Origin of the sequence: Streptomyces griseoruber (assembly GCF_001514205.1) — a bacterium.
In the GTDB taxonomy this organism is placed as follows: Bacteria; Actinomycetota; Actinomycetes; order Streptomycetales; family Streptomycetaceae; genus Streptomyces; species Streptomyces griseoruber.
Genome location: NZ_KQ948771.1, coordinates 354,441 through 373,611, shown reverse-complemented (window position 1 = coordinate 373,611; position 19,171 = coordinate 354,441). Strand labels below are relative to the sequence as shown.

Sequence of the window (19,171 nt, the reverse complement as noted above, 5' to 3'; positions counted from 1 at the left end):
TTGTCGACGTCGTAGCGCTCGATGGAGGCGACGTCGCCGAGCCGCTCCACGACCGCGCCCAGCACGTCCTCCTCGAAGGACGGCGGGTTCTCCGCCAGGCACACCCACACATAGCCGAGCCACTCGCGGACGGCGACGCTGGTCAGGCCGTACTCGGTGCGGCCGACGTCGGGCATCTTGGTCAGGTTGGGCGCGGCGACGAGCTTGCCGTTGAGGTCGTAGGTCCAGGCGTGGTACGGGCACTGGAAGGCCCGCTTGACCTCACCGGTCTCCTCCGTGCACAGCTTCGCCCCGCGGTGGCGGCACACATTGAAGTACGCGCGGATCGAGTTGTCCCGGGCGCGGGTGATCAGGATGCTCTCGCGGCCCACGTCCACGGTGCGGAACGCACCGGGCTTGGCCAGCTCGGAGGCGCGCGCCACGCAGAACCACATGGTCTCGAAGATGCGCTCCTGCTCCTGGGCGAAGATGCCGGGATCGGTGTAGGAGGAGCCGGGAAGGGTGGCGATCAGGCTGTCCGGCAGGCTGGTCGAGGTCACGGTGCACTCCTCGGAAAACGTCGTGGGCGAATCATTCACGCGCCGGCGAGAACGACTCCGCACGGCATCGAAACAGGGGTGAGGTCAGACAGTGGCAGCAGCGAGTTGCTTGCGCCAGCGGGTGAACAGCCGCGGCTGGTTCATCCCGAGCACGGCGACCGGAGTCCCGGCGCGCCGGTAGACGGCCAGGACGTTGCGGTCCCCGGTGGCGCCTTCCTCGACGGTGACGGTGTCGGCGCCGGCCGCGTGGCCGGCGAACTGGATCTTCACGCCGTACTGGTCGGACCAGAAGTACGGCGGCTTCGGCATCCCCGGCTCCACCGCCCCGCCCGCCAGCAGCGTGGCGATCGCGGCGTCCGGGCGCTCCCGTGCCCCCGTCCAGTGCTCGACCCGGCGGTGCGCGCCGGCCCGCGGGTCGTACCAGTTGGCGCAGTCGCCGACCGCGACCACCGAGGCGAGGCTGGTGCGGCCGTCGGCGCCGCACTTGACGCCGTTGTCGAGTTCGATGCCCGAGCCGTCGAGCCAGTCGACGCAGGGGCGTGCGCCCACACCGACGACCACGATGTCGGCGGGGATGCTGCGGCCGTCCTCCAGGAGTACGGCGTCGACGCGGCTGCCGCCGCTCAGCCCCTTGACGCCGACTCCGCACAGGAGCCGTACACCGTGGTCGGTGTGCAGGCCGGAGACGACGGTGCCCATCTCGGCTCCCAGCGGACCGGCCAGCGGCGTGGGCGCCGCCTCGATCACCGTCACCTCGAGCCCGAGGGCGTAGGCGGTGGAGGCGACCTCGGCGCCGATGAAGCCGCCGCCGATCACCACCAGGCTTCCCCCCGCGGCGAGTTCGTCGCGCAGGGCGCGGGCGTCGTCCAGGGTGCGCAGGGTGTGCACCCCGGCGAGCCCCTCGGAACCGGGCAGGCTGCGGGCGGCGGCACCGGTCGCGAGGACGATGCCGTCGGCCTTCAGCTCACGCCCGTCGGCGAGCCGTATCGCCCGCTCGGCCCGGTCGAGACCGGTCGCCCGGATCCCGAGCAGCCACTCGGCGCCCAGGTCCTCGTCCTCGGTCTCCAGTACGAGGTCCGTCTCGCCCAGGGTCCCCGCGAGGAACTCCTTCGACAGCGGCGGCCGGTCGTAGGGCCGGTGCGGTTCGTCGCCGATGACGACGAGGCGGCCGTCGTAGCCCTGCTTGCGCAGCGCGCGTACGGCCGACAGGCCGGCGAGCGAGGCGCCGACCACGGCCACCGTCCTCACGCGGGCCCCCCGGCCAGCCGGGACGCCACACACGGCGGAAGGTTGGGAGCCGCCTCCGACACCTTGACGTAGACCGTGCCGTCCTCGACCACGACCTCGTGGGTCCGCACCGGCAGCTTGGCCGGCGGGGCGTCCACCGCGCCGGTGCGCAGGTCGAACTTGGAGGCGTGCAGCGGGCACTCCACCTCACAGCCCTCCAGCCAGCCGTCGGCGAGCGAGGCGTCCTGGTGGGTGCAGGTGTCGTCGATGGCGAAGAGCTCGCCGTCGTCGGTGTGGAACACCGAGACCGGCGGGTCGATGTCGAGCCGGACGGCCTCGCCTCGCGGGAGATCCTCGAGACGGCACGCGGGAATCATCATGACACCTCGGTGCGTATAGCGAAACGGATTGCGGAAAGCGCAACATCAGTCTGAGGTCGCCCAGAACCCCTGTCAAGGCCTCCGGAGACCCGCTTCGGGCCACCTCGCGGACCACCCCCGACGCAGCTCGAAACGCCCGCACTACCTGCGGAAACAGGTGATGCGGGCGCCGTGCGGAGGGCTGCGGCGGGGGCGGTCAGAAGCCGCGGTCGATCCACTCCTGGAGGTGCGGGGCCTCCGTGCCGACGGTCGTCGTGTCCCCGTGTCCGGTGTGGACGACGGTGTCGCCGGGCAGCGTCAGCAACCGCTCGCGGATCGAGTCGACGATGGTCGGGAAATGGCTGTACGACCGTCCCGTGGCCCCCGGTCCGCCCGCGAACAGGGTGTCGCCGCTGAAGAGCGCGGACAGGGCGGGCGCGTACAGGCAGACCGCGCCCGGGGCGTGGCCGGGGGTGTGCAGCACGGTGAGGTCGACGCCGGCCACCGTGACGACCTGCCCGTCGGCCAGCTCGCCGTCGGGCTCACGGTCCGGGTGGGTCTGTTTCCACAGGGGCAGGTCGTCGGGATGGAGCAGGACCGGGGCGCCGGTGAGCGCGGCGAGGGCGGGCGCGGCGTCGATGTGGTCGTTGTGGGCGTGGGTGCACACGACGGCCGTCAGCCGCCGGTCCCCGACGGCCCGGGCGATCGCGTCGGCGTCATGGGCGGCGTCGACGACGATCACCTCGGTGTCGTCGCCGACGATCCAGACGTTGTTGTCGACGTCCCAGGTGCCGCCGTCCAGGGAGAAGGTCCCGGAGGTGACGAGGTGCTCGATGCGGGCGCCGGACATCAGAGGACCACCACCGAGCGCAGGACGTCGCCGCCGTGCATCCGCTCGAAGGCCTTCTCGACCTCGTCGAGGGCGATGGTCTCGGTGACGAAGGCGTCCAGGTCGAGACGGCCCTGGAGGTAGAGGTCGACGAGCATGGGGAAGTCACGGGAGGGCAGGCAGTCGCCGTACCAGGACGACTTCAGCGCACCGCCGCGGCCGAAGACGTCCAGGAGCGGGAGCTCCAGCTTCATCTCCGGGGTGGGGACGCCGACCAGGACGACCGTGCCGGCCAGGTCGCGGCCGTAGAAGGCCTGCTGGTACGTCTCCGGGCGGCCGACCGCCTCGATGACCACGTCCGCGCCGAAGCCGCCGGTCAGCTCGCGGATCGCCTCGACCGCGTCGCTGTCGCGCGAGTTCACGGTGTGGGTCGCGCCCAGCTTCTTCGCGGTCTGAAGCTTGCGGTCGTCGATGTCCACCGCGATGATCTTCGCCGCGCCGGCCAGCCGGGAGCCGACGACGGCCGCGTCCCCGACGCCGCCGCAGCCGATGACGGCCACGCTGTCGCCGCGTCCCACGTTGCCCGTGTTGATCGCCGCGCCGATGCCCGCCATCACCCCGCAGCCGAGCAGTCCGACGGCGGCCGCCGAGGCGGCGGGGTCGACCTTGGTGCACTGTCCGGCGGCGACCAGCGTCTTCTCGGCGAAGGCGCCGATACCGAGGGCCGGGGACAGCTCGGTGCCGTCGAGGAGGGTCATCTTCTGCTTGGCGTTGTGCGTGTTGAAGCAGTACTGCGGGCGGCCGCGCCGACAGGCCCGGCACTGGCCGCACACCGCTCGCCAGTTCAGGATGACGAAGTCACCGGGCGCGACGTCGGTGACGCCCTCCCCCACCGACTCCACGATGCCGGCAGCCTCGTGGCCGAGCAGGAAGGGGAAGTCGTCGTTGATCCCGCCCTCGCGGTAGTGCAGATCGGTGTGGCAGACCCCGCAGGCCTCGATCTTGACCAGCGCCTCCCCCGGGCCGGGGTCGGGGACGATGATCGTCTCCAGGCTGACGGGGGCACCCTTCGCGCGCGCGACGACAGCACGGACCTGGTGAGCCATGGCCACTCCTAGGCTGGTACGAGACGTGAGTCAAGATGTTGCTCAATGCGGCACGCATCTCATGTGCCGCAACACAGCATCGTGGAGCGCCGAGCAGCGGTCAAGGCTCCCCGAGGCGCTGGTCCGGGAGCCTGGCGGAGCCGGGCCCGGCTGGTGATCCACCACGGCGACCGATTCCGCGCCGGTGACCACCGGCTTCATCGTGCGCGTTCCGGCGCTTCCAGGGCGTCCCGCGGCGCACCGAGCCCCGCGGCCGGTTCTGCCACCAGGACGGCGACCACTCCCAGCGCCCCCCACTCCCGTCACCACCCATTTCATGATGGGGTCACCGGCGGGCGGCCCTGGTTCCCGGGAGAACACTCCACTGCCATGTCCGGCCGGGCGGCTACCCCCGAGCGTTCCGTGAGGCGCTGGGCGTCGATTCGGACGACCGCTTCCCGCTCCGACCCGGCGAGACGATCGCACTGCGCGGAGTACACCGGAGGACCTCGAGGGGTGGGCCTCCGATCCCCGTCCGCGGACCACCTGTTCCTCGTCGCCGCGGGAACCGGCACCGGTCCAGCGCCGGAGTACGGCAGCCGGGGCTGGGCCGCTCACGCCGACGCGCGTGCCACGATCCGGCCGGGACGGGCCACCAGAGCACCCGGGTCGATCCCGAGGGCCTTGCGGGCCGTGATCCGTCGGCCTGGGCTGCCGCGGCAGGGCTGAGGTACGCCGGCCGCTGTGCGACGAAGGGGGCGTCCTTGAGGCGCAGGACTGCCTCGTAGGTGGCGCGCTGGACCTCGGTGATGTCCACGGGTGATCCTCCCGCTCGCGGGGCTGTGGGTCTGTGGGGCTGGGGGCTGCCCGGACCAGGTGAAACGTGCGGTCTCCTCGCGGGAGCGGGGTGAGGTGGGGTGGGGTGGGGTGGGGTGGGGTACGGCGTCGCGGAGGGAACCCTGGGCGACCCTCGCGTCCTTCATGAAGGCCGTCATGGCGCCGGGGCGGTGTTCCGACGGTTGACGCCCCCCATTCCGACGTTATTCCGGTGAGCAGATTTCGCGCATTCTGTCAATTCAGCCCATTGCCTGACCAGGTTCCCCGTTCCGCGTCAAGGCTCGAGAGTGGGGGAAGCGTCACTTGCCTCATGGGCGCCACAGAGGCCCCGGCGCGGTCTAAAATCGATCCCCAATTGGGGATATCCGTCGATGTGCTATCCAAAAGAAAGGGGAAAGGCGCGTATGAGTACTGTGCACGGGACGACCGTGGACATGGCGACGCGGGACGGCACAGCCGATGCCTACCCGGCGCACCCTGATCGAAGAGGTCCGTTTCCCGCCGTCCTGCTCTACATGGACGCCTTCGGGCTGCGCCCGCATCCGAAGCTGATGGCCGACCGTCCGGCCTCGGCCGGATACGCGGTCCTGGTGCCCAACGTCTTCCACCGCCAGGGACGGGCGCCGGTGATCGATCTGCCGGACTTCGTGGACCCGGCCGGGCGCCCGGAGCTCTTCCAGCGGCTCGGACCGCTCATCCCGTCCCTGACGCCCGAGTTGACGACGACGGACGCCGACGCCTACCTGCGCCGGCTGACCGAATGCCCGAGGGCCGGGAGGGGACCGGTCGGGGTCACCGGCTACTGCATGGGCGCGGGCCTGGCGCTGCGCACGGCCGGCACCCATCCGGACCGAGTGGCCGCCGCGGCCGGCTTCCACGGCGCGAACCTCGCCTCCACCGCGCCGGACAGCCCGCACCTGCTCGCCGACCGCATCAAGGCCGAGCTGTACGCCGGCGCACACCACGGCTTCACGCAGGCGGACACCGCCGCCTACGATCCCGAGGCCGCGGAACGCCACTGGGCAGCGCTGCCGGATCTCTTCTCGCGCGCACTCTGACCCGCTGAAGAAGGGCCGCAGACCGAAAAACCGGTCCGGCGCCCACCGGTGAAATTCCGGTGAACAATTCCATGGCACACAAAATTGCATCCCGGTCGGTAGTCCGGGGCGCAGCCATTCGCTGTTGCGTCTGGTCGCGTCAATCATCCTCTCTTTCAGAGAGGCCCGGTGTGCTCCCTCGTACGAAACCAATTGCACTGGGAGTACTTTTGTCTGGGACACGTATCGTCATCGCCGGCGGCGGTCTTGCCGGGATGACTCTGGCCCACTACCTGAACCGGCACGGCCTGGACGTGGCCGTCTACGAGCGCGACACCGGCATCGCCGCCCGCGAGGCGGGCTACCGGATCCACATCAACTCCACCGGCACCTCCTCCCTGCACGCCGCCCTGGAACCGCGGCTGTGGGAGCTGTTCCTCGCGACCTCCGGCATGCCCAACGACGACATGCTGCTGTTCGACGAGCAGCTCAACCTCCGCCCGGGCCGCGACAAGTCCGCCACGGAAGGCATCGGGGTGCCCACCGACATCTCCGAGCACCTGGTGGTGTGCCGCTCGACGCTGCGCCGGATCCTCTACCTCGGTCTGGAGAAGGCCGTGCACTTCGGTGCCAAGGTCACGGGATACCGCTCCAACCCGGACGGCACCGTGACCGTGCTCCTGGGCGACGGGGCGAGCGTCGAGGCCGACGTGTTGATCGCCGCGGACGGCATCGGCTCCGGCGTGCGGGCCCAGCGGCTGCCGCAGGTGAAGGTTGCCGACCTGGCCGCTCGGCACATCGCCGCGAAGGTCCCGATCACCGAGGAGACCAAGGCCAGGCTCCCGGCGCAGCTGTTCAACACCTTCTCGCTGGCGTACGCCTCCGACTGGACGGGACTCACGCTCGGCCCACTGGAGCGCAGCAACCCCGGCTCTCCGCTGATCAAGGAACAGGACCCGGGCTTCCAGGACGAAGCCACGAAGAACTACGCGCTGAGCATCTTCAACTCCGTGGAGAGCCTCATGATGCCCGACGCCGAACTGTTCACCGCCACCCCCGAGCAGCTGAAGGCGTACGCGCTGGAACGCGTGGCCTCCTGGCACCCGGCCCTGGTGGAGACGGTCCGGCTGTGGGACACCGCCACGGTGCAGCCGCTGACCTTGCGCAGCTGTGTGCCCGTCGGTGCGTGGGAGCCGTCGAACGTCACCGTGGTGGGCGACGCGATCCATGCCATGAGCCCGTCCTTGGGCATCGGTGCCAACACCGCGCTGCGCGACGCACACGTTCTCGGAGGGGAACTGCTCGCCGCCGCTCGGGGTGACCAGGACGTCGTGGACGGCATCGGCGCCTACGAAGAGGCCATGCGGGACTACGGGTACAAGGCTCTTCGGATGTCCGCGGCGGTGGGCGAGAAGGTGATCGGCCACCTGCCGCTGCCCGAGTAGGCAGCTCCCGGCCGGTGAGTCGTCGGCGCGGATGCCGGGCCGAGACGGGCCCGGCACCTGCGGTGCACCCGGCCTACTGTCCGGAATCTCCCGGAACTGCGCTCTTCGTGATCGCCGCGGCCCGGCTGATGATGGTCCTGGACAACACCGTCACCCACCCTGCCCGCCGTCCGGACCGGCTGTTGCTCGGGGCCCGTGTCCCGCAGGGCGTCGGCGCCACGGTCGGAATGCTGCTGGGCGGTTACGCTGACCGACGCCCTCGGCCGGCGTGGGGTGTTCTTCATCGACATCCCCATCGGCCTTGCCGTCCTGGCCGGAACGAAGAGCCTGGTCGAGGCCGAACGCCACCCCGGCCGCCTGGACGTCCCCGGCGCGATCACGGGCACGGGAGGCCTGATGGCCCTCGTGGCGTCCGTCGTGCGCTCCCACCGCACGGCAACGCCTCCCTCATCCCCTCGCCGCCGTGATCGTTTGGGCGGAGGACCACTTCCCGACGAGTCGGGTGCCGGTTTCCGGGCCCGGGGCCCGCCGTCGGTGGGCCCGTCATGATCTGCTTTGCTGTGCTCGTCGGACAGGCTCCTCACAACTCGGGACGACGATCATGGGCGCGGACGTACGACAGGTCGCCGACGGCATCCATCTGGTGCACGGCTCCCACACGAACTGGGTGATCCTCGGTGAGGGCGACGCCGTCACACTGATCGACACGGGCTACCCGGGCGACCGGAAGCAGCTCCTGGAGTCCCTGGCGGCGGTGGGCAGTGCACCGGAGGCGGTCACGGCCGTGCTGCTCACCCACGCCCACAACGACCACCTCGGTTCGGCCGAGTACCTGCGCTCGACGTACGGCACCCCGGTGCTCGCCCACCCGGCGGAAGTGCCGCACGCCCGCCGGGAGTTCCTCCAGCAGGTGACCGTCGGCGATGTGCTGGGGAACGCGTGGCGTCCCGGTGTGCTGCCCTGGCTGGTGCACGTGCTGCGCGTCGGCGGCGCCCAGCAGCACCCCGTCGGCGCGCCGGAGGCGTTCCCGGTCGCCGACGGCCGGCTCGACCTGCCCGGCCGGCCGGTCCCGGTGCACACCCCCGGCCACACCGACGGCCACTGTGTCTTCCACGTTCCGGAGGCCGGGGTGGTGATCTCGGGCGATGCCCTGGTCAGCGGGCACATGACCTCGCGGATCGAGGGACCCCAGCTGCTGCCGGACATGTTCCACCACGAGCGCGCCCGTGCGGTGGCCTCGCTGGACCTGATCGAGCGCCTGGACGCAGAGGTGCTGCTGCCGGGGCACGGGCCGGTGCACCGGGGCTCCGTGCGGGCGGCCGCCCAGCACGCCCGCGAACGCGCCGTCTAAGGTCAGGCCATGGCTTTGCAGATCAGCGCCACGAACCCGGAGCACCCGGCCCTCCTCCTGGAGCTGCCCTGGGACGTGCCCCTGGAGGAATGGCCCGAGGAAGTCCTCGTCCCGCTGCCGCGCGGTATCTCCCGCCACGTGGTGCGCTACGCGCGCGCCGGTGACGAGGTGATCGCCGTCAAGGAACTCGCCGAACGCCCGGCGCTGCGCGAGTACGAGCTGCTGCGCGACCTGGACCGGATCGGCATCCCCGCCGTCGACCCGCTGGCCGTGGTCACCGGGCGCACCGACGGCGCCGGGGACCCGCTGGAGCCGGTGCTGATCACCCGGCACCTGGGCGGCTCGATGCCGTACCGGTCGATGTTCGAGACGACCATGCGTCCGGCGACCATGCACCGGCTGATGGACGCCCTCGCGGTGCTCATCGTGCGCCTGCATCTCGCCGGGTTCGCGTGGGGCGACTGCTCACTGTCCAACACGCTGTTCCGGCGGGACGCGGGCGCCTACGCCGCGTATCTGGTGGACGCCGAGACCGGTGATCTGCATCCGCAGCTCAGCCCGGGGCAGCGGGAGTACGACCTCGATCTCGCCCGCGTCAACATCAGCGGCGAGCTGCTGGACCTGGAGGCGTCCGGGGCGCTCCACCCGTCGGTGGACCCGATCGAGTTCGGCATGGAGATCTGCGCCCGCTACGGCGCGCTGTGGGAGGAGCTGACCCGCACCTCGGTGTACCCGGCGGGCAAGTACCACTACATCGAGCGCCGGATCCGCCGCCTCAACGACCTGGGCTTCGACGTCGCCGAGATGCAGATCGAGCACTCCTCGAACGGCGACACCGTCACCTTCGTGCCGAAGGTCGTCGACGCGGGCCACCACCAGCGGCAGCTGCTGCGGCTGACCGGCCTGGACACCGAGGAGAACCAGGCCCGGCGGCTGCTGAACGACCTGGAGAGCTGGATGGCGACCCAGGACGACTACGCGCCCGGCGACCCCCTCGCCGCGCGGCCCGAGGTGCTGGCGCACCGGTGGGTGCGGGACGTGTTCCGGCCCACCGTGCGCGCCGTGCCGTTCGAACTGCGCGGCTCGATGGATCCGGCGGAGATCTACCACGAGCTGCTGGAGCACCGCTGGTACCTGTCGGAGCAGGCGCAGCGCGACATCGGGCTCGACACGGCGGTCGAGGACTACCTCGTGAACATCCTGCCCAAGGCACGGGAGACGCTGGAGCCGACCGTGCCCGAGTGAGCCGGGTCCGCTCAGTCGTGGGGGACGACGGCGACCGGGCAGTCGGCGTGGTGCAGGACGCCGTGCGCGACGGAGCCGATGCGGGCGCCCACGGCGGTACGGTGGGCGCGCCGGCCGACGACCATCAGCTGCGCCCGCCCGGCCACCGACAGCAGCACCTGCCCGGCACTGCCCATCTCGATGTGCTCGACGACGTGCACGTCCGGGAAGCGCTCGCGCCACGGTCGTACGGCGTCGTCGAGGGCCTTCTTCTCGAACGGCTCCAGGCCGCCGGCCTCGTCGAGCAGCTTGAGCGAGCCCGGGCTGTAGGCGAACACCGGCGGCAGCGACCAGGCGCGCACGACACGGACGCTCGCGCCGCGGGCCGCGGCGGTCTCGAAGGCGAACCGCAGCGCGGCGGCGCTGTCCTCGGGTTCGCCCTGCTGGCCGACGACGATCTCGTGCCCGGCCACCTCGGACGAGGGCTTGTCGCCGGCGCGGACGAGGACGACCGGGCATACGGCCTCGGCGATCACCTGCTGGCCGACCGAGCCCAGCAGGAAGCCGACGACCGGGCCGTGTCCGCGGGAGCCGAGCACCAGCAGTTCCGCGTCCGCGGCGGCGGAGAGCAGCGTCTGGACCGGGTGTCCCTCCAGGACGTCGGTGGTGACGGCGAGCCCCGGGTGCCGTTCGGTGACCGTGGCGACGGCACGCTCGACGGCGTCGCCCACCCAGGCCCGCTGGGCGTCCCGGTCGGCGACCTCGGGCGCGGTGTCGGGCCGGTGCTTCCAGGCGTGCACCACCCGCAGTGCCGTGTCCCGTCGTACGGCCTCCCGCGCCGCCCAGGCGAGCGCCGCGAGGCTCTCGTCCGTCCCGTCGACGCCTGCCGTGATCGGGCCCGTCATCGCGCTGCCTCCTCGGTAAGTGATCACTTCGTACCGGGCCAGTCTCCACTACGCTGCCGTTCATGACCTTGGAATGGGAACAGGTGATCGTGGACTGTCACGATCCGGTGGCGCTCGGACGCTGGTGGGCGGACGCGCTCGGCTGGGCGGTGGTGCACAACGCGCCCGACGAGTACGAGATCCGGCCCGCGCCGGACCGGCTGCCGGGCCTGCTGTTCGTCCCCGTGCCGGAGGACAAGCAGGTCAAGAACCGGCTGCATCTGGACTTCCGTCCGGTCGACCAGCGGGCCGAGGTGAGCAGACTGCTGTCGCTCGGGGCGCGGCACGCGGACGTGGGGCAGGGCGAGCAGTCGTGGGTGACGCTGACCGACCCCGAGGGCAACGAGTTCTGCGTCCTGGCGGCGCGGCGGTCGCCTTGACGGTGGGCGCCCCGTCCTGAACCGGGAGCGCACGCTCCGCGGCATCCCCGAGCGGACCGGGGCGATCGACCATACGATGGGCGGAGCCGGCGCGGGGTCCGCCGTGCGCCGGCGAGTCCTGACCGCTCTCGGGGTGGGAGACGTATGACACAGGCCGCCGAAACAGCGCGGACCGTCATCCTGACCGTGGACGACGACCCGGGGGTCTCCCGTGCCGTCGCCCGTGACCTGCGGCGCCGCTACGGCGCCGCGTACCGGATCGTACGGGCGGAGTCCGGCGAGTCCGCGCTGGAGGCGCTGCGCGAGCTGAAGCTGCGGGGCGACCTGGTGGCGGTGATCCTGGCCGACTACCGCATGCCGCAGATGAACGGCATCGAGTTCCTCGAGCAGGCCCTGGACGTGTACCCGGGCGCGCGGCGGGTGCTGCTGACCGCCTACGCGGACACGAACGCCGCGATCGACGCGATCAACGTCGTCGACCTCGACCACTATCTGCTCAAGCCGTGGGATCCGCCGGAGGAGAAGCTCTACCCCGTCCTGGACGACCTGCTGGACGCCTGGCGGGCCAGCGACTACCGGCCGGTGCCCGCGACGAAGGTGGTCGGGCACCGCTGGTCGGCGCGTTCCTCGGACGTCCGGGAGTTCCTGGCCCGCAACCAGGTGCCGTACCGCTGGTACTCCGCCGACGAGCCCGAGGGGCAGCGGCTGCTGGCCGCTGCCGGGGCGGACGGGCGGCGGCTGCCGCTGGTGATCACCGCGGAGGGGGCGCCGCTGGTCGAGCCGGACGCGCCCGAACTGGCCGCGCACGTGGGTCTGGCGACGACACCGGCGGCCGAGTTCTACGACCTGGTCGTCATCGGCGGCGGTCCGGCGGGCCTGGGTTCGGCGGTGTACGGGGCCTCCGAGGGGCTGCGGACGGTGCTCGTGGAGCGGTCGGCGACCGGCGGGCAGGCCGGGCAGAGCTCCCGTATCGAGAACTACCTCGGGTTCCCCGACGGGGTGTCCGGGGCGCAGCTCACCGACCGGGCGCGCCGCCAGGCGACGAAGTTCGGCGCCGAGATCCTCACCGCGCGCGAGGTGACGGGGCTGGAGGTCAACGGCTCCGCACGGGTCGTACGGTTCTCGGACGGCTCGGCGGTGGCCGCGCACAGCGTGATCCTCGCGACGGGTGTGTCCTACCGGCAGCTCGCGGCGCCGGGCTGCGACGACCTGACCGGCTGCGGGGTGTTCTACGGCTCGGCGCTGACCGAGGCGGCCTCCTGCCAGGACCAGGACGTGTACATCGTGGGCGGCGCCAACTCCGCCGGGCAGGCGGCGATGTACCTGTCGCGGGGCGCCAAGTCGGTGACGCTGCTGGTGCGCGGCGAGTCGCTGGCGGCGTCGATGTCGTACTACCTGATCCAGCAGATCGAGGAGGCGCCGAACATCTTCGTGCGCGCCGGCACGGTCGTGGAGTCCGCGCACGGCGACGGCCGTCTGGAGCGGCTGACGCTGCGGGACGTGAAGAACGGCGAGACCGAGAGCGTCGACGCGCAGTGGATGTTCGTGTTCATCGGCGCGGCCCCGCTGACCGACTGGCTGGACGGGACCGTGCTGCGCGACGAGCGCGGGTTCATCCTGGCCGGGCCCGATCTCACCGCGGACGGGCGGCCGCCGGCGGGCTGGGAGCTGGACCGGCCGCCGTACCACCTGGAGACCAGCATTCCCGGTGTGTTCGTGGCGGGCGACGCACGTGCCGAGTCGGCCAAGCGGGTCGCGTCCGCCGTCGGAGAGGGAGCCATGGCAGTGATGCTCGTCCACCGGTATCTGGAGCAGTCGTGAGCGGGCGGCCGATGCCGTGCAGCCCGGCGGAGATCGGCTCGCTGTTCCTGTTCGAGAAGCTCACCCCGGAGCAGTTGGGACGGCTGTGCGCCGAGGGGCGGGTGGAGAGGTTCGAGCCCGGGCCGGTGTACACCGAGGGTGCTCCGGCGACCTGCTTCTACGTGATGATCGAGGGCACGGTGGTGCTGTCGCGGCGGGTCGGCGGGGACGACGTGGAGGTCACCCGCACCTCGCAGCGCGGGGTGTACTCGGGGGCCATGCAGGCGTATCTGGGCGACCGGGTGCCGCAGGTCTACAACAACTCGATGCGGGTGACGGAGCCGACGCGGTTCTTCGTGGTGCCGGCGGACGTGTTCGCGGACATCATGCGGGACTGGTTCCCGATGGCCGTGCATCTGCTGGAGGGCCTGTTCTTCGGCTCGAAGAACGCCCAGGCCGCGATCGGGCAGCGGGAACGCCTGCTGGCGCTCGGCTCGTTGTCGGCGGGGCTCACGCACGAGCTCAACAATCCGGCCGCGGCGGCCGTGCGGGCCACCGCGACGCTGCGGGAGCGGGTCGCCAAGATGCGGCACAAGCTCGCGCTGATCGCCGAAGGGCCCTTCTCCCGGGACGCGCTGGCGAGTCTGATCGAGGTCCAGGAGCGCACCGCCGAGCGGGTCGCGAAGGCGCCGTCGCTCAGCCCGCTGGAGGCCTCGGACCGGGAGGACGCGCTCACCGAGTGGCTCGAGGACCACGGCATGGACTACGGCTGGCAGTACGCGCCGGTGTTCGTGCAGGCCGGGCTGGACGTCGACTGGCTGGAGCAGGTCGCGGCGGCGGTGGCCCCGGAGATCCTGCCGAACGCGGTCGGCTGGCTCAACTACACCATCGAGACCGAGCTGTTGATGTACGAGATCGAGGATTCCACGACCCGGATCTCGCATCTGGTCGACGCGGCCAAGCAGTACTCGCAGCTCGACCGGGCGCCCTACCGGGTGGTGGACGTCCATGAACTCCTCGACAGCACGCTGCTGATGCTGTCGGGGAAGATCGGGCAGCGCATCGAGGTCGTCAAGGAGTACGACCGGACGCTCCCGGAGGTGCCCGCCTATCCGGCTGAGCTGAACCAGGTGTGGACGAACCTCGTGGACAACGCGGTGTTCGCCGTCAACAGCGCGGGCGGCGAGGGCACGTTGACCGTGCGCACGGCGCGGGAGGGCGACCGGATGCTGGTGGAGTTCCGGGACACCGGTCCCGGCATCCCGTCGGACATCCGCGGCCGGATCTTCGACCCCTTCTTCACCACCAAGCCGGTCGGCGAGGGCACCGGTCTCGGCCTGGACATCTCCTGGCGGATCATCGTCAACAAGCACCACGGCAGTCTGCGGGTGGAGTCCGCGCCGGGCGACACCCGCTTCCAGGTGCTGCTGCCGCTGACCGCGCCCGCACCCGAGTCGCTGCCCGATTCCCCGCCCGAGTCGCTGCCCGAGTCCCAGCCCGCCGAGGAGCCCGCATGACCGACACGAACGCCATCGACCCGTCCGTCCCGCCGAGCGGCAGCGGCTGTGTGGACTGCGACGCGGTCGGGGGCTGGTGGTTCCATCTGCGGCGCTGTGCGAGCTGTGGCCACATCGGCTGCTGCGACTCCTCCCCCGCCCAGCACGCCACCGCCCACTACAAGGCCACCGGGCATCCGGTCGTGCGCAGCTTCGAGCCGGGCGAGGAGTGGTTCTGGGACTACTCCAGCGATGAACTCTACGATTCGGGACCGGAGTTGACGCCCCCGGTGAGCCATCCCGCTGACCAGCCGGCGCCGGGTCCGGCGGGGCGGGTTCCGGCGGACTGGGCCCAGATCCTGCGCCGGGGATAGGAGCCGACAGGGGCGCTCCGACTCGGTGCGTGCGCCCCCTGTCACCTCTTCGCCACCCCCGCAGGGGAGGTGAACGGCCCTCGCGGGCATACAAGCTGCCCATACGCTCACGGAGCTCAGCCGTCGTACCGCAGGCACCAGGAGACCCGTGAACCACCGCACCACCGCAGCCGCTCTGGCGTCCTGCGCTCTCGCCGTCGCCGCACTCACCGCCTGCGGCTCGGGGGACACCGCCGCGAGTCACAAGGAACTGGCGACGGGAGCGGGGACGTCCGCGGTGGGCACCGCGACCCCGCCGGCGGGGTCGGAGACGTCGCAGACACCGGCCGGAGCGCTGTCCCCCTCTGCCTCCGCCTCCGCCTCCGCGAACCAGGTGGGCGGCGGCACCGCGTCCCCGTCCGCGACGCGCCAGGCGGCGAAGAAGGGCAAGGCGGCCCTGCCGCCGCGCCCCGACCGTGACGGCGAGGGTGCCTATGTGCGCGCCCTGACCGCGATCGACCCGGACATCGTGCACGACAAGGAGGACGAGGCCGTCGAGCGCGGCCGCGACCAGTGCGCCACCATCCATGCCCACCCCGGGGACCGGGAGAAGCAGATCAGCGCCGCGATGCAGCGCTTCGTCTCCCCCGGTCACCCGGACGGCTTCGGCCGTGTCAAGAGCACGCGGATCGTCGAGGCCGTGCACACCAACCTCTGCCCCGACTACTGACGGGGCGGGGCCGGACGGACCGGGCCGACGTCGTCAGCGCACGGCGGGCGGCATGTTCGCCGCGGTGACGTTGACGGCGGCCCAGGACCTGATCACCGTCTTGAACTCCACGCTGTCCCGGCCGTACAGGTCCCGGGCCGCCTTCATCGTCGCGAGGCGCGCGTCGTGGAAGTCGGTCGTGGAGACCATGTAGCGGGTCAGGGCGCGGTAGTAGATCTTGGTGGCCTTGGCGCGGCCGATGCCCTTCACCGCGGCACCGTCGTAGGTCGGCGAGTCGTAGGTGACAGCGCCGATTCTCTTCTGTCCGCTGCCCTCGGCGAGCAGGTAGTACGCGTGCGAGGAGACGCCGGAGCCGGCGTGGACCTCGGTGTAGTACGTCTCGGGCGACCAGTAGTCGATCGCGCCCTCGAGGACGTCCTGGGACGGCTGGTCGAGGCGGCGCAGGAACTTCTGGTCCAGGCCCAGCTTCTCGCCGATGAGGTAGTTCGGCGGGTTCTTGGGGTTGTTCGCGCTGAACTCGACGTTGGAGCCGAAGATGTCCGCGAGGGACTCGTTCAGCGAGCCCGGCTCGCCGTACTGGTTGCCGTCGCCGTCGACGAAGGTCGGCTCCAGGCGGGCGGTCGCGTCGACGACACCGTGGGTGAGCTCGTGGCCGGTGACGTCCAGGACGACGAGGGGCTTCTTGAACATGTCGCCGTCGCCGTCGCCGTACAGCATGCAGTCGCAGACGGAGTCCCAGAAGGCGTTGGCCACCTGGTTGCCGAAGTGGACCATGGCGCGGGCGCCCTTGCCGTTGTTCTTGATGCCCTTGCGCCCGAACGTCTTCTTGTAGAAGTCCAGTGTCTGGACCACGCCGTACTGGGCGTCCACAGCGGCGCTGGCGCGGCTGGAGACGGCGCCGTTGCCCCACTTGTTGGTGGTGCTGGTGAACTTCGTGCCGCGGGCGAAGTTCTCCTGCTCCTTGTTCTTGGCGTCGCGGGTCTCGGTGCCCCAGTGGGTGGGGTCCTTCAGCAGGTACTTGCGGGCCGCGGTGCGGGTGGTGGTGAGCGGCACCTTGCCGACGAACAGGGAGCTGCCCGTGCCCTTGGCGGTCTGCGGGTAGCGGGCGGCGGGAGCCGAGGAGGCCGCGGTGAGCCCGGCGGAGAGCGGGGCGGTGCCGGTGGCGGGGTCGAGGGTCTCGCCACGCTCGCGCAGGGTGTCGACCAGGCTGGGCGAGAGGAACTCGTCGCTGTCGGGCGTGTTGCTGCGGACCGTGCCGGTGACGGCGTCCACGACGACCGTACGGGAGCCGCCGGCCTCGGTGGTGTCGCTGTCGGTCACCCGGACCTGGTAGGCGAGCGCCGAGGAGCCACCGCGGGCGTCCACGACGAGTTCGGCGCTCCCGGCGTCACCCTGGGCGACGGCGGCGGCCTTGGCCTCGGCCTGGGCCGCGGTCAGCTTCGCCCGGACGGTGACGGGCGCGACGGCGTGGTCGGCGGCGCGGGTCACCCCGGCGTAGGCGAGGCTCCTGGTGAGGTGGACGACGAGGTCGCCGCCGAGGACGGGCATGCCCTGGTGGGTCCGGACGAACCGGACGTGGCGGGCGCCTTCGGGGTCGATCAGCACGTCCTGCGGCTGGAGTTCGTCGCCCTGGCCGACCCCGGTGGCCGAGGCGTGGGCGAAGGCGGCGGCACGGGCCGCCCGGACGACGGCGGTGCCCTGGGCGTCGGCGGTGGTCGTGGCCCGCGTCTCCCCCGCGGACGGGCCCGCGAACGCCGTGCCTGCCAGGCCCGTGGCGGCCGTGGTGACGGTGACGGCGACCGCCAGCAGACGTATGGGTGCGCTACGCAAAGGTGAGGGTTCCTTCGTTCGGACGGCCGGGAGCCCCCAACCGCCGTGAGACATGGCGCCGTTGGGCGCCAAGGGGCTGGTCGGGCCCCGGAACCCCACCCTTACGGATGAGTCATGTACATGTAAAGCCGAAATAGCCGCTTTACGGCGCCTTCGCGGGGATACTTGGCGCATCCGCGACGCACGGTGATCGAGGAGCGACCATCTGCGCGTCATCTGTGGAGATGTGACACGACGGCAGGAGGTTCCCTCGGGTGCATGTGACGGATCTCGCATCGACGACCCGCCGACGGAGACGGCTCGGCGGCCTCCCGCCGGCGGTGTGCGCGGCCGCCGCGGTGCTGTCCCTGCTGCCGGCACCGGCGGTGGCCGTGCCTCGGCCGGTGCCCGCCGCCACCGCGATGCCGCAACCCGACCTGACCGCCCTGCGGAGTGTGCTGCGCACGGCGGTCGGCCAGGGGGCGCCCGGCGCCATGGCGCGGCTCGACGACCACGGCACGGTCCACCAGGTCGCCGTGGGCGTCGCCGACCGGCGGACGGGCCGGGCGCTGAGCACCGCGGACCGCTTCCGCATCGGCAGCGTCACCAAGACGTTCTCCGCGGTCGTCCTGCTGCAACTCGTCGACGAGGGACGGCTGGCGCTCGACGCGCCGGTCAACCGCTATCTGCCGGGACTGCTGCCCGACGACCGGATCACGGTCCGGCATGTCCTGTCCCACCGCAGCGGCCTGTACGACTACAGCGACGACCTGTTCGCCCGGTCCGTCTCGGGCTTCGAGGCGGTCCGCACCAAGGTGTTCACCTACCGCCGGCTCATCGACCGCTCCCTGCGCCACGCCCGCACGACCGCGCCCGGCGGCCCCTACTCCTACTCCAACACCAACTTCGTCGTCGCGGGACTGCTCATCGAGAAGCTGACCGGGCAACCGGTGGCCACCGCGTACCGCAGGCGCATCATCGAGCCGCTCCGGCTGACCGACACCTTCTACGTCCACCCCGACACGGCGATCCCCGGCCGGTACACCCGCGGCTATCTCACCCCGGACACACCGGGCGGGGCCCTGGTCGACGCGACCCGCCAGACCGTGTCCTGGGCGCAGAGCGCGGGCGCCCTGATCTCCGGCACCAAGGACCTCGACACGTTCCTGTCGGCGCTGCTGCGCGGCAGGCTCATGTCGGCCGGCGCACTGAAGGAGATGCGCCGCTGGGTCCCGGCGGGCGGCACGCAGTCCTACGGCCTCGGGCTGCGGCGCCGCCGGCTGTCGTGCGGAATCTCCGTGTACGGGCACACGGGCGCCGTACAGGGCTACTACACGTACGCGTTCACCTCCGGCGACGGCCGCCGCAGCCTCGCCGCGCTCGCCAACGCCTCCAACAGCTCCACGGTGCATACGGCGATGCTGCGCACCCTCGATGCGGCGTTCTGCGGCAGGACCGCGACCCGCCACCGGACCACCGCACCCCAGGACACGCCCGAGGACACGAGCGGGGGCGGCACCGAGAGCGGACACTGACAGAGCGCCCCCACACCGACACCGACCCACCCGGCACACCGCTCCGCCCGGCCATGGAGTCGACCCGCCAGGGTCCGACCGGTCCCCGGGTCCGCACGGGCACCGCTCCGCCGGGCACGGGTTCGGCCAGGCACAAGCCCAGCCAGGCACAGATCCGCACGGGCACTGCTCCGCCGGGCACGGGTCGCCCC

The 19,171-nt window shown here is 71.6% G+C and carries 17 protein-coding genes; 10 read left to right on the top strand and 7 right to left on the bottom strand.

Annotation, left to right across the window (positions count from 1 at the left end; all coding sequences use genetic code 11):
- The 5 genes from AQJ64_RS24025 to AQJ64_RS24005 all read right to left on the bottom strand — a co-directional run.
- The coding region (locus AQJ64_RS24025) for an aromatic ring-hydroxylating oxygenase subunit alpha (RefSeq protein ID WP_159060308.1) at positions 1-539 on the bottom strand (539 nt) is incomplete at its 3' end.
- 84 nt (positions 540-623) lie between these two features.
- Positions 624-1,787, bottom strand: a complete 1,164-nt coding sequence (locus AQJ64_RS24020; protein WP_059202977.1) for an NAD(P)/FAD-dependent oxidoreductase — start codon at positions 1,785-1,787, stop codon at positions 624-626.
- Complete coding sequence (locus AQJ64_RS24015; RefSeq protein ID WP_059202967.1) at positions 1,784-2,146, bottom strand: bifunctional 3-phenylpropionate/cinnamic acid dioxygenase ferredoxin subunit; 363 nt, start codon at positions 2,144-2,146, stop codon at positions 1,784-1,786. The genes AQJ64_RS24020 and AQJ64_RS24015 overlap by 4 nt, the downstream gene beginning before the upstream one ends.
- Positions 2,147-2,342: 196 nt before the next feature.
- Positions 2,343-2,975 carry an MBL fold metallo-hydrolase gene (locus AQJ64_RS24010; protein WP_059202966.1) on the bottom strand — a complete coding sequence of 211 codons (633 nt, stop codon included), beginning with the start codon at positions 2,973-2,975 and terminating at the stop codon, positions 2,343-2,345.
- The gene (locus tag AQJ64_RS24005) at positions 2,975-4,060 is read right to left on the bottom strand and encodes an S-(hydroxymethyl)mycothiol dehydrogenase (protein WP_059202965.1); all 1,086 of its coding nucleotides are present in this window, start codon (positions 4,058-4,060) and stop codon (positions 2,975-2,977) included. Before AQJ64_RS24005 ends, AQJ64_RS24010 begins: the two co-directional genes overlap by 1 nt.
- A 1,220-nt stretch (positions 4,061-5,280) precedes the next feature.
- Here AQJ64_RS24005 and AQJ64_RS24000 point away from each other — a divergent pair.
- The 4 genes from AQJ64_RS24000 (at position 5,281) to AQJ64_RS23985 (ending at position 9,954) form a co-directional block, all read left to right on the top strand.
- Positions 5,281-5,934, top strand: coding sequence for a dienelactone hydrolase family protein (locus AQJ64_RS24000; RefSeq protein ID WP_055638157.1), 654 nt, complete (start codon positions 5,281-5,283; stop codon positions 5,932-5,934).
- A 209-nt stretch (positions 5,935-6,143) separates the two neighbouring features.
- The gene (locus tag AQJ64_RS23995) at positions 6,144-7,358 is read left to right on the top strand and encodes an FAD-dependent oxidoreductase (protein ID WP_157881152.1); all 1,215 of its coding nucleotides are present in this window, start codon (positions 6,144-6,146) and stop codon (positions 7,356-7,358) included.
- A 601-nt stretch (positions 7,359-7,959) separates the two neighbouring features.
- Positions 7,960-8,709, top strand: coding sequence for an MBL fold metallo-hydrolase (locus tag AQJ64_RS23990; protein ID WP_055638155.1), 750 nt, complete (start codon positions 7,960-7,962; stop codon positions 8,707-8,709).
- A 9-nt stretch (positions 8,710-8,718) separates the two neighbouring features.
- Positions 8,719-9,954, top strand: coding sequence for a DUF4032 domain-containing protein (locus tag AQJ64_RS23985; RefSeq protein WP_055638154.1), 1,236 nt, complete (start codon positions 8,719-8,721; stop codon positions 9,952-9,954).
- An 11-nt stretch (positions 9,955-9,965) separates the two neighbouring features.
- Here AQJ64_RS23985 and AQJ64_RS23980 read toward each other — a convergent pair whose 3' ends face one another.
- On the bottom strand, positions 9,966-10,838 hold the full coding sequence (locus tag AQJ64_RS23980; RefSeq protein WP_055638153.1) for a universal stress protein: 873 nt from the start codon (positions 10,836-10,838) through the stop codon (positions 9,966-9,968).
- Between the two features lie 62 nt (positions 10,839-10,900).
- Here AQJ64_RS23980 and AQJ64_RS23975 point away from each other — a divergent pair, with 62 nt between their 5' ends.
- The 5 genes from AQJ64_RS23975 (at position 10,901) to AQJ64_RS46365 (ending at position 15,636) form a co-directional block, all read left to right on the top strand.
- The gene (locus AQJ64_RS23975) at positions 10,901-11,257 is read left to right on the top strand and encodes a VOC family protein (protein WP_055638152.1); all 357 of its coding nucleotides are present in this window, start codon (positions 10,901-10,903) and stop codon (positions 11,255-11,257) included.
- Positions 11,258-11,401: 144 nt separating this feature from the next.
- The gene (locus tag AQJ64_RS23970) at positions 11,402-13,078 is read left to right on the top strand and encodes an NAD(P)/FAD-dependent oxidoreductase (RefSeq protein WP_055638151.1); all 1,677 of its coding nucleotides are present in this window, start codon (positions 11,402-11,404) and stop codon (positions 13,076-13,078) included.
- An 11-nt stretch (positions 13,079-13,089) separates the two neighbouring features.
- On the top strand, positions 13,090-14,574 hold the full coding sequence (locus AQJ64_RS23965) for an ATP-binding protein (RefSeq protein ID WP_206189912.1): 1,485 nt from the start codon (positions 13,090-13,092) through the stop codon (positions 14,572-14,574).
- A complete protein-coding gene (locus AQJ64_RS23960) occupies positions 14,571-14,927 on the top strand; it encodes a UBP-type zinc finger domain-containing protein (protein ID WP_055638149.1) in 357 nt (118 codons plus the stop codon). The genes AQJ64_RS23965 and AQJ64_RS23960 overlap by 4 nt, the downstream gene beginning before the upstream one ends.
- Positions 14,928-15,075: 148 nt before the next feature.
- Positions 15,076-15,636, top strand: coding sequence for a hypothetical protein (locus tag AQJ64_RS46365; RefSeq protein ID WP_055638148.1), 561 nt, complete (start codon positions 15,076-15,078; stop codon positions 15,634-15,636).
- Between the two features lie 33 nt (positions 15,637-15,669).
- Here the strand turns inward: AQJ64_RS46365 and AQJ64_RS23950 are convergent, their stop codons facing one another.
- A complete protein-coding gene (locus tag AQJ64_RS23950; RefSeq protein WP_055638147.1) occupies positions 15,670-17,466 on the bottom strand; it encodes a M4 family metallopeptidase in 1,797 nt (598 codons plus the stop codon).
- A 320-nt stretch (positions 17,467-17,786) separates the two neighbouring features.
- On the opposite strand from AQJ64_RS23950, the gene AQJ64_RS23945 reads away from it, so the two are divergent.
- The gene (locus AQJ64_RS23945) at positions 17,787-18,980 is read left to right on the top strand and encodes a serine hydrolase domain-containing protein (RefSeq protein ID WP_055638146.1); all 1,194 of its coding nucleotides are present in this window, start codon (positions 17,787-17,789) and stop codon (positions 18,978-18,980) included.
- Positions 18,981-19,171: the final 191 nt, after the last annotated feature.

Coding starts and splice junctions, on each gene's coding strand:
- AQJ64_RS24015 (WP_059202967.1), bottom strand. CDS start 2,146: ATGATGATTCCCGCGTGCCGTCTCGAGGATCTCCCGCGAGGCGAGGCC.
- AQJ64_RS24010 (WP_059202966.1), bottom strand. CDS start 2,975: ATGTCCGGCGCCCGCATCGAGCACCTCGTCACCTCCGGGACCTTCTCC.
- AQJ64_RS24005 (WP_059202965.1), bottom strand. CDS start 4,060: ATGGCTCACCAGGTCCGTGCTGTCGTCGCGCGCGCGAAGGGTGCCCCC.
- AQJ64_RS24000 (WP_055638157.1), top strand. CDS start 5,281: ATGAGTACTGTGCACGGGACGACCGTGGACATGGCGACGCGGGACGGC.
- AQJ64_RS23990 (WP_055638155.1), top strand. CDS start 7,960: ATGGGCGCGGACGTACGACAGGTCGCCGACGGCATCCATCTGGTGCAC.
- AQJ64_RS23985 (WP_055638154.1), top strand. CDS start 8,719: ATGGCTTTGCAGATCAGCGCCACGAACCCGGAGCACCCGGCCCTCCTC.
- AQJ64_RS23980 (WP_055638153.1), bottom strand. CDS start 10,838: ATGACGGGCCCGATCACGGCAGGCGTCGACGGGACGGACGAGAGCCTC.
- AQJ64_RS23975 (WP_055638152.1), top strand. CDS start 10,901: ATGACCTTGGAATGGGAACAGGTGATCGTGGACTGTCACGATCCGGTG.
- AQJ64_RS23970 (WP_055638151.1), top strand. CDS start 11,402: ATGACACAGGCCGCCGAAACAGCGCGGACCGTCATCCTGACCGTGGAC.
- AQJ64_RS23965 (WP_206189912.1), top strand. CDS start 13,090: ATGCCGTGCAGCCCGGCGGAGATCGGCTCGCTGTTCCTGTTCGAGAAG.
- AQJ64_RS23960 (WP_055638149.1), top strand. CDS start 14,571: ATGACCGACACGAACGCCATCGACCCGTCCGTCCCGCCGAGCGGCAGC.